Annotated in this window: 11 protein-coding genes; 10 read left to right on the top strand and 1 reads right to left on the bottom strand. The window is 39.1% G+C overall.

All coding sequences use genetic code 11. The features are described from left to right. The first annotated feature begins 101 nt into the window (after positions 1-101). Both proB and MMB69_RS23115 read left to right on the top strand, forming a co-directional pair. Positions 102-935: a glutamate 5-kinase gene (gene proB / locus MMB69_RS23120; RefSeq protein WP_014457700.1), complete on the top strand. Its 834-nt coding sequence runs from the start codon at positions 102-104 to the stop codon at positions 933-935. Then, complete coding sequence (locus MMB69_RS23115; protein ID WP_014457701.1) at positions 932-2176, top strand: glutamate-5-semialdehyde dehydrogenase; 1245 nt, start codon at positions 932-934, stop codon at positions 2174-2176. Before proB ends, MMB69_RS23115 begins: the two co-directional genes overlap by 4 nt. Positions 2177-2209: 33 nt before the next feature. On the opposite strand, the gene MMB69_RS23110 is transcribed toward MMB69_RS23115, so the two are convergent. After that, positions 2210-3595, bottom strand: coding sequence for a sugar porter family MFS transporter (locus tag MMB69_RS23110; protein ID WP_277448490.1), 1386 nt, complete (start codon positions 3593-3595; stop codon positions 2210-2212). A gap of 190 nt (positions 3596-3785) precedes the next feature. Between MMB69_RS23110 and MMB69_RS23105 the strand changes: the two genes are divergently transcribed. From MMB69_RS23105 to cydC, 8 genes are all read left to right on the top strand, one after another. Continuing rightward, the gene (locus MMB69_RS23105) at positions 3786-4562 is read left to right on the top strand and encodes an alpha/beta hydrolase (RefSeq protein WP_277448488.1); all 777 of its coding nucleotides are present in this window, start codon (positions 3786-3788) and stop codon (positions 4560-4562) included. Positions 4563-4647: 85 nt separating this feature from the next. Then, on the top strand, positions 4648-5658 hold the full coding sequence (locus MMB69_RS23100) for a LacI family DNA-binding transcriptional regulator (protein ID WP_221785903.1): 1011 nt from the start codon (positions 4648-4650) through the stop codon (positions 5656-5658). 144 nt (positions 5659-5802) lie between these two features. Next, complete coding sequence (locus MMB69_RS23095; protein WP_013085528.1) at positions 5803-6564, top strand: threonine/serine exporter family protein; 762 nt, start codon at positions 5803-5805, stop codon at positions 6562-6564. A 14-nt stretch (positions 6565-6578) separates the two neighbouring features. Beyond that, positions 6579-7034, top strand: coding sequence for a threonine/serine exporter family protein (locus MMB69_RS23090; protein ID WP_013059882.1), 456 nt, complete (start codon positions 6579-6581; stop codon positions 7032-7034). A gap of 301 nt (positions 7035-7335) precedes the next feature. After that, positions 7336-8742, top strand: coding sequence for a cytochrome ubiquinol oxidase subunit I (locus MMB69_RS23085; RefSeq protein ID WP_277448486.1), 1407 nt, complete (start codon positions 7336-7338; stop codon positions 8740-8742). After that, the gene (gene cydB, locus MMB69_RS23080; RefSeq protein ID WP_269870918.1) at positions 8729-9745 is read left to right on the top strand and encodes a cytochrome d ubiquinol oxidase subunit II; all 1017 of its coding nucleotides are present in this window, start codon (positions 8729-8731) and stop codon (positions 9743-9745) included. Before MMB69_RS23085 ends, cydB begins: the two co-directional genes overlap by 14 nt. After that, entirely contained in the window at positions 9745-11457 is a 1713-nt protein-coding gene (gene cydD, locus MMB69_RS23075) for a thiol reductant ABC exporter subunit CydD (protein WP_277448485.1), read from the top strand. The genes cydB and cydD overlap by 1 nt, the downstream gene beginning before the upstream one ends. Next, positions 11454-13202, top strand: coding sequence for a thiol reductant ABC exporter subunit CydC (gene cydC, locus MMB69_RS23070; RefSeq protein ID WP_221785899.1), 1749 nt, complete (start codon positions 11454-11456; stop codon positions 13200-13202). Before cydD ends, cydC begins: the two co-directional genes overlap by 4 nt. Positions 13203-13351: the final 149 nt, after the last annotated feature.

Raw genomic sequence — 13351 nt, 5'->3', positions numbered from 1 at the left:
AAAGTTCAAATCCCCTTTGAAAAACTATAAGACTTTTCGCATAATCTCTGCTATAATTTTTAAAAAAATTAGTACGCATTTAGGTGTTTTTAGTTAGGGAGATGAAAAGAGTGAACCATCGTCAAGAGTTACAAAATAGCAAGCGTATCGTAGTCAAAGTAGGTACATCTACGTTGACCTATGATAACGGAGATATTAACTTAGCACGCATTGAAAAACTAGCGCGTGTGTTATCTGATTTAATGAATGCAGGAAAAGAAGTTGTGCTTGTTACATCAGGTGCCGTTCAAGTGGGAGTAAAAAAACTAAAGTTAAAAGAAAAGCCAACTTCTATTCGAGAAAAACAAGCAGCAGCCTCTGTCGGGCAGTGTGAGCTTATGCATATCTACAGTAAATTCTTTGGTGAGTACAGTCACATTGTTGGTCAAGTACTGTTAACAAAAGATGTAATCGAAGATGAACATGTGCGCAATAACGTTGTGAACACGTTTGAAAAATTAATTGAAGACAAAGTGATTCCTATTGTGAATGAAAACGATACGGTTGCCATCGATGAGATTGAAAACATCGTGCGTTTCGGAGATAACGATAATTTATCCGCCATTGTTTCAGTTTTAATTCACGCAGATTTACTCGTTATTTTATCTGATATTGACGGTTTCTTTGATTCAGACCCCACAAAAAACCCTAACTCTAAATTAATGAAAGTAATAGATGGCATCACGCCGGAGCTTGAGAATTTTGCTGGAGATAGCGGAACGGATGTTGGAACAGGCGGAATGGTCACAAAGCTTACTGCTGCTAAAACAGCTACAAGTGCAGGGGTGAGCTTAATCTTAGCAAATGGTAAAGAGCCAAGTATTTTGCGAGATATTATTGAAGGCCAAGAAATTGGAACGTTATTCTTAAAACAAGCTGAAGGAGTAATGAAATGAGTGAATTGCAGCTTAAAGGAAAGCAGGCAAAAGAAGCCTCTTATTTCTTAGGAAATGTAACGAGCGAACAAAAACAGCAGGCGCTTTATAAAATGGCGACTGCTTTACTGGATCAACAAGAAGCTATTTTAAAAGCAAATGAATTAGACGTAGAAAAAGCCGTTCAAAAAGGCACGTCAAAAGCGATGTTAGATCGCCTATCTTTAAATGAAGAGCGGATTCATGGAATGGCAGACGGCCTGCGCCAAGTAGCTGCGCTTGCAGATCCAGTAGGAGAAGTGCTGTCTATGGCCAAACGACCAAATGGCTTACAAATTGGGCAGCAGCGTGTACCTATTGGTGTCATAGGAATTATTTATGAAGCGCGTCCAAACGTTACATGTGATGCAGCAGGCTTATGCTTAAAAGCAGGAAATGCGGTTATTTTGCGCGGAGGCAGTGAGGCATTTTATTCGAATCAAGCGATTGTTTCTGTATTATCCCAAGCTGCGGCAAGTGCAGGATTTCCTGAGCATAGCGTACAGCTTATTGAAGATACGTCGAGAGAAACAGCACTGGAGTTAATGAAACTAAATGAATATATCGATGTATTAATTCCTCGAGGCGGTGCTGGTTTAATTGAAGCAGTGGTAAAAAATGCAACGGTTCCTGTTATTGAGACAGGAACCGGGAACTGCCACATTTATGTTGATGAAGAATATGACCGTGACATGGCGGCCAATATTGTCATTAATGCAAAAACATCTCGTCCAGCGGTGTGTAACTCAGCCGAAAAGCTGATTATTCATGAACGAGCGGCTCATGAATTTTTGCCGATTATTGTTCAAGCGCTACGAGAGAAAGATGTAGAAGTACGCGGTGATGAACGTGCGCTAACGATCGTTCCAGACCTTGTTCCAGCAGGGGATGAGGATTGGAAGAAAGAATATCTGGATTTCATCATGGCAGTTAAAATCGTAGATGATATCGATGAAGCGATTTCCCATATTAATGTTCATAGTTCACATCACTCTGAAGCGATTGTAACAACAAATTATGCTCATGCTCAGCGTTTTTTACAGCGCGTTAATTCAGCTGCTGTTTATGTGAATGCTTCAACGAGGTTTACGGACGGAGAAGAGTTTGGTTTCGGGGCAGAAATCGGAATTAGTACACAAAAGCTTCATGCGCGTGGACCAATGGGATTAAAGGAATTAACAACATTAAAATATATTATTTACGGAGATGGACAAATTCGATAAAAAAGAAGCCTGAGATATATGCTCAGGCTTCTTTTATTTCCATATATGTTCAATTTCTTCAAGTGACTTTCCTTTTGTTTCTGGCACCCACTTCCATATAAACAAAAACGAAGCGATACACATAATCATAAAAGATAAAAAGGTAAAAGATCCTCCAGCTTTGTTCCAAAGAATAGGAAAAAACTGAGACACAAACCAATTAGCTATCCACAAGAAAAAGGTGGAAATAGACATTGCATAGCCTCTCGCATGATTAGGAAAAATTTCAGAAATCACAACCCATACAACAGGTCCCATAGAAATATTAAAAAGAAATAAATAAAAAACAATAAGTAAACTAGTAGTCAAGCCTTCAGTACCCTGTGAATGAAATCCAAAAGAAACGAGAAGCTGCGTAACAGCCATACCAGCTGTGCCAATAAGTAATAAAGCTTTGCGGCCAATCCGGTCTATAAGCCACATGGAACAAAGAACGCCTAAAAAGGCAGCTACACCAATCATAGACGTAACAAGGAGCGATAAATCTCCTCTAGCTTCAGCTGCTTCAAAAACTTGGGGGGCGTAATAAATAATGGCATTGATTCCGACAAGCTGTTGAAAGGCTGCAAGTAGAATACCAATAAGCAACGCTTTTCGAAGGCCTGCCTCTTTAAAAAGCGAAAGAGAAGCCGGTTGATTTTCTTTTAACGATTGCTCAATATGATACAGCTCTTGGCGTGCAATGTGTGTACCATTGATTTTAATTAAAATGTCCATAGCTTCTACAGTGCGGTTTGCTTTTACCAGCCACCTCGGACTTTCAGGAACAGGAGAAAGGATAAGAAGAAATAAAAGAGCTGGAATTCCAGAAGCACCGATAATGTAGCGCCATCCTGTGGAATTCTGCCATGCGTCTTCCCCAATAGATAAAATGTAGTCATTTACAAAATAGACAAAAACAATCCCAACGGCAACAGCAAATTGATAAAGAGAGCCTAAGCGGCCGCGCATGTGCGGAGGGGCTATTTCAGAAATATAGGTAATAGAAAGAACAGAAGCCATGCCAATGCCTAGTCCTCCAATAATTCGAGAAATAATCACAAAAGAGATGGATGAAGATAGCGCTTGCATAATTGCGGATACGATAAATAAAGAAGCTGCTAAAAGCAAGATGCTTTTTCTACCGAATCGATCACTCAGTTTTCCTGAAGCAAGTACCCCAACAGCACCACCGAGCAGCAAACTAGATACAACAAAACCTACCATCGTTGGACTAAGATTAAAATGCACTTCCATCAACCCAATAGCTCCTGAAATGACGGCTGTGTCATAGCCGTAAAGCAACCCTCCAAAAGCAGCTGCACATGAAATGAAAATCACGAAAAACAGATTTCCTTTTTGCTCCTTATACTCGTCAGAAGTTACTTTTACTATCCCCATATAAATTCCTCCTTTGAATCGCAGTCACTATTTTAATGAAAAAACGTTATACGTAAAACGTTTTCATAAAAGATGTTTTTATGTTAAACTAAAAATTATAAATAATCAAACTATTTTTTTAACTTTTATATGAATTATGTACGTTTTGTTATCAATCAATAGGGAAGAAAAAGTAGGGGGGAAGAGAAATATGGCGTTTATTCAATGTGATTTTTTTTCAGAAGTATTGCAAATAAGTACTTCAATGAACGTTTTGATACCGCAGCAAACAAAATCTCAGATTGGTTTACAAACCAATATAAGAAGTGAGAAACACCCTACGCTCTATTTATTACACGGTCTTTCTGATGATCATACGATATGGATGAGAAGAACTTCGATTGAACGCTACGCATCAGAATTAGGACTTGCAGTTGTAATGCCAAATGTAGATCGCAGCTTTTATAGAGATATGGCTTATGGAAAGAAGTATTGGACGTTTGTAACAGAAGAACTTCCTCAATTGGCTAGGTCATTCTTTCCTTTATCGGAAAAAAGAGAAGATAATTTTGTGGCTGGTCTTTCTATGGGAGGGTACGGCGCTTTAAAATGGGCGTTTCGCAAACCACATCAATTTTCTGCAGCTGCCAGTTTATCAGGAGTGATGGACGTTGAAGGGCTTGGAGGACGAGGAGAAGTTCAGCTCTTAGATTATCCTTTGATTTTTGGCATGCCGCCTGTTATTAGACCTGAGGATGATCTTTTTTGGCTGCTTGAAAATCGCCGGCGCTATGGAGAAGTGACTCCGCGTATTTATCAATGCTGTGGAACGGAAGATTTTTTATATCAGGAAAATAAACGTTTTTCCGAGCGCTGTAAGCAAGAGCCTATTTGTTTTACATATGAAGAAGGAAAAGGAAGTCACGACTGGGCATATTGGGATCAAAAAATTCAAGATGTGTTAAAGTGGCTGTTTAGTGAAAAGTAGGGAAGATAGTTTTCAGTGGTGCCGGCTTCTAGTAGTATAATAAAGAAATGGTCGATAGACTAAAAGGAAATGGGAGTCGGTACGAATGGGGAGAAAAAAAGTCACGATTACAGAAGTAGCAAAAGAAGCGGGTGTTTCATTAGCTACTGTATCAAGAATCTTCAATAATAAAGACGGTAAAATTAAAATTAGTGAAAAAACTAAACAAAAAGTACTAAAAGCAGCAGCTCATTTAGGGTATCAGACGAATCCATTTGCGGCAGCTCTGCGGGCCCAAAAAACAGGGATTATCGGGATATTAATTAGAGATTTAAAAGATCCGTTTCTAATTGAACTATTAAAAAAGGTACAGCAACAAGTCCAAAGTCGAGGGATGGACGTTCTTATTGGACACACGGATTACGAAGAAACAACGGCTGAGCGTCAATTAAATGTTATGATGAACCATTGGTTTGATGGGGTCATTTTATTAGACTATGTAGCTGCTCAGCATCCGTTTGTAGATGTATTAAAACAATATCAAACGCCTTACGTTTCTCTTACAGGAGACGCCTCTTCTGCACTTTGGCCGATTGTACATGTAGATGATGCGGTGGGAATGCAATTAGCTGTTGCTCACTTAACGGACCTTGGTCATAAGAATATAGGGTTCGTTGGAAAAGCTGTAAGCGGAGTCGAGCACCGTCTGTCTCTTTTTTATCAGTATGTACCGTCAGCAAACGCAAAGTTTGTGAAAGAAGATATGAATAACTCAGATGAACTATATCAGTTTATAAATGAGCTAGCTCATCATCCAGAGCCTCCAACTGCGCTTATTTGTGCTACGGATTACATCGCTCTGAAAGTGATACACTGTGCGTGGCAAAACGGGATTCACGTTCCAGCAGATTTATCTGTTATAGGGTTTGATGATATTACAGAAGCTAGTGAAGCGCATCCTCCACTAACAACTATCCGTCAACCGATGGAAAAAATGGCTGAAAAAGCAGTAAACCTATTACTTCAGCAAATTCAGGATCAGCAAGAAATAGATCAGATACAGTATAAAATGGCACCTGTATTAGTAGAGCGTGAGACCACAAAACGTATGAATTGATAAGGAATGTATATACTATTCCTGAAAGTGTGAGACAAAAAGTCCACACTTTTTTGCATTAACCATTGCGTCCACTTCCCTCTTTCTTATACACTGTATGCTGTAGGGAAAAAAACCAAGCTTTAATATGTTTGGAGCGATTTGATGACACAACAAAAATTAGATAAATATGAAATTATGGACGTTAGCTTACTAGCAGGTAAAATTATGTTAGAAAGCGGAGCAGAAACGTATCGAGTAGAAGACACAATGATGCGGATTGCAGCGTCTTACGGTATAAAAAAATCCCACAGCTATGTGACGCCAACAGGGATTATGTTTTCACTTGAAACGAAAGAACCGACGAAAACGAAGTTAATTCGTATTTCCGAACGAACGACAGATTTAAAAAAAGTAACCATGGTAAATAGCGTCTCAAGAACAATCAGTCAAGGAAACATCTCCTTAGAGGAAGCGTATGAAATGCTACAAGAAATTGAAGCAACGAACGTAGCTTTTCCACTATGGGTTCAACTTGCAGCTGCATCCATTTCTAGCGGATGCTTTTTAATCATGTTTCAAGGTTTATGGACGGACTTTATTCCAGCTATGTTTTCAGGAGGTCTCGGATTTTTAACCGTGGTGTATTTCCACCGTCTTATTCCGATTCGCTTTTTTGCTGAGTTTACCGCTTCGTTAGTTATTGGACTTTTATCAGCTCTTTTAGTCGCTTCAGGACTAGGCACGCAAATTGATAAAATTATTATTGGATCCGTTATGCCTCTCGTTCCTGGCTTATCCATTACCAATGCAGTGCGAGACTTAATGGCGGGACATTTACTGTCTGGATTATCAAAAGGAGCAGAAGCGTTTCTGACGGCATTCGCTATTGGTGCAGGTATTGCCATTGTATTTACGCTTCTATAGAAGGGAGGCATCATATGCATATCGTAGAGCAGATAATTACAAGTTTTATTGCTTCAGCAGCATTTGGGATCATTTTTAATGTTCCACGTGAATCATTATTAAAAAGTGGCTTTGTCGGAATGATTGGCTGGCTCATTTACTATTTGCTAACGTTCTATGGCGTAGATGAAATTCCAAGCACAGTTGCATCGGCCTTCTTTATTGCTATTATTAGTCAAATTTACGCAAAAATTTACCGAACGCCGATCATTATTTTCACCGTAGCAGGTATTATTCCGCTAGTTCCAGGAGGAACAGCATACGATGCCATGCGTAACTTTGTAGAAAATAATTATAATGAAGCGATTAGTCTTGCAGCGAAAGCCTTTATGATTTCAGGTTCAATTGCCATTGGTATTGTGTTTTCTGAAGTCATCAACCAAATCATTCGTCAATCTAAATTAAATGCGAAAGCAAAATATCGACCGTAGGGAAGCAAGCTCAAATCAGAGCGTGCTTTTTTTATGAAAAAAATAAAGAGATCCTTCACTTTTTTGTCACAAGAAAGTCACGTTTTAGTCTAAAAACGTTCAAAAAATGTACGTGCACAGCTAAAAAAATAGACTATACTATGTAAATAGAAAGAGAGATATTACATATGTATGTGAAATACTGAGCATATCTCTCGAATTATTATGCTCAATGTTTCACAATGTAAGTAAAAGATACTCAGAAATGAGCAAAGTATCTATAGAAATGATGAATGTTCTTATATATGAAAGGAGAAAGAAGATGGATACAGTCATACTATCACGTATTCAATTTGCATCAACGACGCTGTTTCATTTTATCTTTGTACCGCTGTCTATCGGCCTTGTCTTTTTAGTAGCGATCATGGAAACGATATACGTAGTAAAAAAAGATGAACAGTATAAAAAGATGGCAAAGTTTTGGGGGCACTTATTCCTGATTAACTTTGCTGTCGGAGTCGTAACAGGTATTTTACAAGAATTTCAGTTTGGCATGAACTGGTCAGAGTACTCAAGGTTTGTAGGAGATGTATTCGGTGCGCCGCTCGCTATTGAAGCACTGCTAGCGTTTTTTATGGAGTCCACGTTCCTCGGGCTGTGGATTTTCGGGTGGGATCGTTTGCCTAAATGGCTGCACTGTCTATGTATTTGGCTTGTTAGTCTAGGTACTATTTTTTCAGCGTTCTTTATTTTAACGGCTAACTCTTTTATGCAGCATCCGGTCGGAATGGAGCTGAATAATGGCCGTTTAGAAATGAATGACTTCTTTAAATTGTTAACAAACGGTCAGCTGTGGGTTGAATTCCCTCATACAATTTTAGGTTCGTTTGCAACAGGCGCCTTTTTTATTACGGGTGTCAGTGCTGTTATGCTCTTGAAGAAAAAACATGTGGCTTTTGCCAAAAAATCATTTCAAGTTGCCATTATTGTAGGGTTAGTTTCAGGTGTAGGAATTGCGTTATCTGGTCATGAACAGGCTGGATACTTAGTTAAAACACAGCCGATGAAAATGGCCGCAAGTGAAGGATTATGGGAAAACAGCGGAAGTCCAGGCGCTTGGACGGTAACAGCAAATATTCACCCCGATGAAAAGAAAAATACGAGCGAAATCAAAATACCTTATTTATTAAGCTTCTTATCATACGGGAAATTTTCAGGCTCCGTTCCTGGGATGAACGAGCTGCAGGAGCAGTATACGGCGAAATATGGAGCAGGAAATTATATTCCACCCGTTCGGACAACATTTTGGAGTTTCCGTATTATGGCTGGTCTAGGTGGCGTATTATGTGCATTAGGCATTTGGGGCACGTACTTGCTTTCTCGTAAAAAACTTCAAGAAAGCAAACTATTTTTACGTATTATGACGATTGCCATTGCCTTTCCGTTCCTTGGGAGCTCAGCAGGTTGGATTATGACAGAGATTGGCCGTCAGCCTTGGGTTGTATTTGGCTATATGAAAACGGAAGATGCCGTGTCTCCTGGTGTCACAGCAGGTGAATTGCTGTTTTCTATTATCTCGTTTTCAGTCTTTTATTTAATTTTAGCTGTGATTATGGTGTTCTTGTTCGTTAAAGAAATTAAAAAAGGTCCAGATCACGATCACGAAGCACATACAAAAGTAACATCAACTGATCCGTTTACAAAGGAGGGATACAATGTTTTCTCTTAATGAATTCTGGTATTTACTAGTATCCATTCTGTTTGTTGGTTTTATCTTTTTAGAAGGCTTTGATTTTGGTATTGGAATGGTGTCTCGTTTTTTAGGGAGAAATGACTTAGAGCGACGAGCTTTTATTAATACAATCGGTCCTTTTTGGGATGCAAATGAAGTTTGGCTAATTTCAGCAATCGGTGCTATGTTTGCCGCTTTTCCAAACTGGTATGCAACGCTATTAAGCGGGTCATATGTTCTTTTTGTTCTTCTTTTGCTTTCGCTGATTGGCCGCGGTGTAGCATTTGAATTTCGAGGAAAAGTTGAAAAACAAGCGTGGAAAAATGCGTGGGATTGGGTTATCTTCTTTGGAAGTCTTTTTCCACCGCTCATTTTCGGCATCTTATTTTCAGCACTAATGAAAGGATTGCCTGTTGAGCGCAACATGCAAATGAATGCCGGCTTTTCGGATATTGTGAATCTATATACCATCACAGGCGGCGTTACGTTAACAATGCTTTGCTTATGGCACGGACTTATTTTTGCCACGATCCGTACGATGGACGATATTAGAGATCGTTCACGGAAGGTTGCTATGAAGCTTCTGCCTATAAATGCCTTATTACTTCTTATCTTTTCAGGCATGACGTTTTTTGAAACAGATTTATTCAGTAATCATAGCCGCTTGATGCTATATACATTTTTTATCGGTATTTTCGTGTATTTACTAGCAGGATTTTTCCTTACACGTAAAAAAGACGGATGGGCATTTGCTATGTCTGGCTTAATCTTAATTTTATCAATTTCCTCTATATTTGCAGGATTGTTCCCAACCGTTTTGGTTAGTTCAATCAATGACAGCTATAGTTTAACGATTCATAATGCAGCATCAGGGAATTATTCCTTGAAAATTATGTCTTACGCTGCTATTGCGTTACTGCCTTTTGTGTTAGGTTATCAAATTTGGAGCTACTACGTTTTCAGAAAACGTGTAGATCATAAGGAGCATATGGAGTACTAATGGGTAGAAATTTAATGGTTTACAACGGAATAAAAATGGTTCTTGCCATGTTAATAGGGCTTATTACTATTCAAAGTGTAGCCATTATTTTTCAAGCTAAGTGGCTTGCCGAAGTAATTACCGCTCTTTTTCATGGTGAAAGTTTAACTTCCCAGACAAAAGCAATCGGACTGTTTTTGTCTGCCTTTATGGTTCGTCAGATCGTAGGTTTTATAGTAAAAAAAACAGCATATCAATTTGGAGTCAAAACGACTCAGGAACTTCGTTTGATAGTCATGAAAAGCATTTTTTCATTAGGACCGCGTTTTACCAAAGATGAAGGAACAGGAAACTTGGTGACGCTCATCACCACAGGTCTACAGAAGCTTCGCGCTTATCTCGAGCTGTTTTTGCCTAAACTGGCCGCCATTAGCGTTACACCTTGGCTAGTGCTTGCTTTCGTTTGGTACCATGATCGGCTTTCAGGCATTATTTTACTTGTGACCATGCCAATTTTAATTTTATTTATGATTTTGCTCGGACTGGCTGCACAAAAAAAAATAGATAGCCAATGGGAGACATATCACGTGTTGTCCAACCACTTTGTAGATTCGCTTCGAGGGTTAGAAACCTTAACATTTCTCGGGAAAAGTAAGGAACATGCTGAAACGATTGAGAGAGTCAGTGACCGTTATCGAAAAGCGACAATGGGAACCCTCCGAATTGCTTTTTTATCTACGTTTGCTCTCGATTTCTTTACGATGTTATCTGTAGCCATCGTGGCTGTTACGCTTGGTTTGCGGCTGGTGAATGGTTCGATGACATTAGAGCCTGCACTTATGATTTTATTGCTGGCGCCTGAATATTTTCTGCCCATACGAGAAGTTGGAAACGATTATCATGCAACATTGGACGGAAAAGAATCTGGAGATGCATTACTTAAGGTTGTGAAGCAGGCTGAAAAACCGTCGGCTAAAGAAGAAGATGTTCCTACTTGGACTGAAAGCAGTGAACTTCAAATAAGGCATATCACCGTCAAGTATGACGAAGAGCAGCCATCTTCTCTTGAAGATGTGTCGCTTCATGTTAAAGGAAGTAAAAAAATTGGAATCATCGGAAAAAGCGGAGCTGGAAAATCGACGCTTATTGATATACTAAGCGGCTTTGTACAATCTACAGAAGGTTCTGCTGAAGTAAACGGCGTGCAGGTTGATTTACGCTCAGATGCTTGGCAAAAGCAGATTACGTATATCCCTCAGCATCCATTTATTTTTAATGGAACAGTGAAAGAAAATATTGAATTTTATCAGGACAGAGGCGGTTCTTATGATTATGAAGATGCTTTAACGAAAGCAGGACTTTTATCTACGATTCAACAGATGCCTAAGAAAGAAAATGAAATGATAGGGGATGGGGGACGGCAGCTTAGCGGCGGCCAAGCTCAAAGGATTGCCCTAGCTAGGGCGTTTCTAAGCGATCGCCCTATTATTATGCTTGATGAACCAACGGCGCAAGTCGATATTGAAACGGAATATGAATTAAAGCAAGATATTTTAACGATGTTTCAAGACAAGTTATTCATTTTAGCTACGCACCGTCTGCATTGGATGAAAGACATGGATCTCATTGTTGTAATAGAGGACGGAAAGGTTGCAGAAATCGGTAATCATCAAGAACTGATTCAAAAAAAAGGAGCTTACTATCAATTTTTACATGAAGGGGAGGAGATATGATGAAATATAAAAGTTGGATATGGCCCTACTTTAAAACATATAAATATCGTATCTTTTCTATCTTATTACTAAGCTTGTTAACGATTGGTTCTGCTGGCGCGCTAATGTTCACATCAGGTTATTTGATTTCAGCTTCTTCCTTACGGCCAGAAACGATTTTATTGGTGTATGTTCCAATTGTACTTGTGCGTACATTTGGTTTAAGCCGAGCCGCTTTCCGTTATGCGGAGCGTCTTGTCAGTCACGATTTTATTCTTCGTATTTTAGCTAAAATGCGTACACGTCTTTATCATTTGATTGAACCGTTAATTGCTACATCTCGCTATCAAACAGGAGATGTTTTAGGAGTTCTCGCGGAAGATATTGAAAGTTTACAAGACTTGTTCTTGCGTACCATTCTTCCAACAATTTCAGCTGTTATTTTATACGTTATTTCGATTGTATCTTTAGGGTTCTTTAGCCTAAAGTTTGCATGTTTGATTGCCATCTATTTATTTTTATTAGTAGTAGTGATGCCGCTTTTTTCCCTTTGGCATATGAAGGCAGCCAATAAGCGATATAAATCAAGCAAAGCACAGTTATATGCCAAGGTCACAGACGGCTTTTTAGGAGTGGCTGATTGGGTGTTAAGCGGTCAGCAGCAGTCATTTTTTCATTCGTATAACAAAACAGAAAATGAGTTAGACGGCATGGATCGTAAGCTTAAACTATGGACGTATTACCGAGAATTGTTTGGACAACTTATTGTAGCAGGTTTAATTGTCACAATGATTTGGTTTGGGGCTTCTCTTTTTGCAGATAAAGAGCTTGCAGGTGTGTTTATTGCTGCTTTTATTTTAGTAGTATTTCCTTTATCTGAAGCGCTGCTGCCAGTAGCTAATGCAGTAGAAAAGATTCCTCAGTTTGAAGAATCATTAAATAGAGTACAGGCAATGGAAAAGAACTGGGAAGATGTGAACGAAAAGAAAAAACATACTCTTTCTCTACCTTATAAAGGTTCATGGAATTCGGTTAGATTAGAAGTTGAGCATGTAAGCTTTCGCTATAGTAATGAGGAAGAGTCAGTAATTCATGATCTTTCATTTCAAGTCGAGCAAGGGGAAAAAATTGCGATTCTTGGCAAGAGTGGAGCTGGAAAATCGACTCTATTAAAGTTGCTGCAAGGCTCCTTAGTACCTACAGAAGGTACAGTTCAGCTAAACGGTCAGTCTGTTGCTGAAGTTCGTGAAGATGTACCAAAACTCATCTCTGTATTAAATCAAAATCCTTATTTATTTAATACAAGCGTAGCCAACAATTTATTACTAGCCAATGAAGAGGCCACAAAAGAAGAAGTAATTGAGGCCATGAAGCAAGTGAATATGCACTCCCTTGTGGAAGGTTTGCACCAAGGATATCAAACGCCGATGCTCGAAACAGGTCAGCGTTTCTCGGGAGGAGAACGTCAGCGGATTGCGTTAGCACGTGTTCTGCTTCAGCATACGCCAATTGTTATGCTAGATGAGCCAACTGCAGGGTTGGATGCTATGACTGAAAAGCATCTGTTATCCACTATCTTTGAAACTCTTCAAGACAAAACCTTAATTTGGGTTACGCATAATTTAGTTGGGATGGAAAAAATGGATGAAATCTTATTTTTGCAAGATGGGAAGATAGCCATTCGAGGAACGCATGACGAATTACTTGAGACGAACAGTCACTATCAAAAGCTATATGAATTGGATCATCCGGCAAAAAGCCTTTAGCAGAAGCTAAAGGCTTTTTATTATTTTATACTAACGTGAAATTCGACAAACACGAGTAAAATATGTGTCGAACGAAAGAAAACAGCTTGTATTTAAAGGAAAGGGTATGCGTTTAGCATTTTTGAAAAAGTGGTAAAACAAGGTAGTGT

Origin of the sequence: Priestia sp. P5 (genome assembly GCF_029522155.1) — a bacterium.
In the GTDB taxonomy this organism is placed as follows: Bacteria; Bacillota; Bacilli; order Bacillales; family Bacillaceae_H; genus Priestia; species Priestia megaterium_E.
This window is presented reverse-complemented; position numbering and strand designations above follow the sequence as displayed.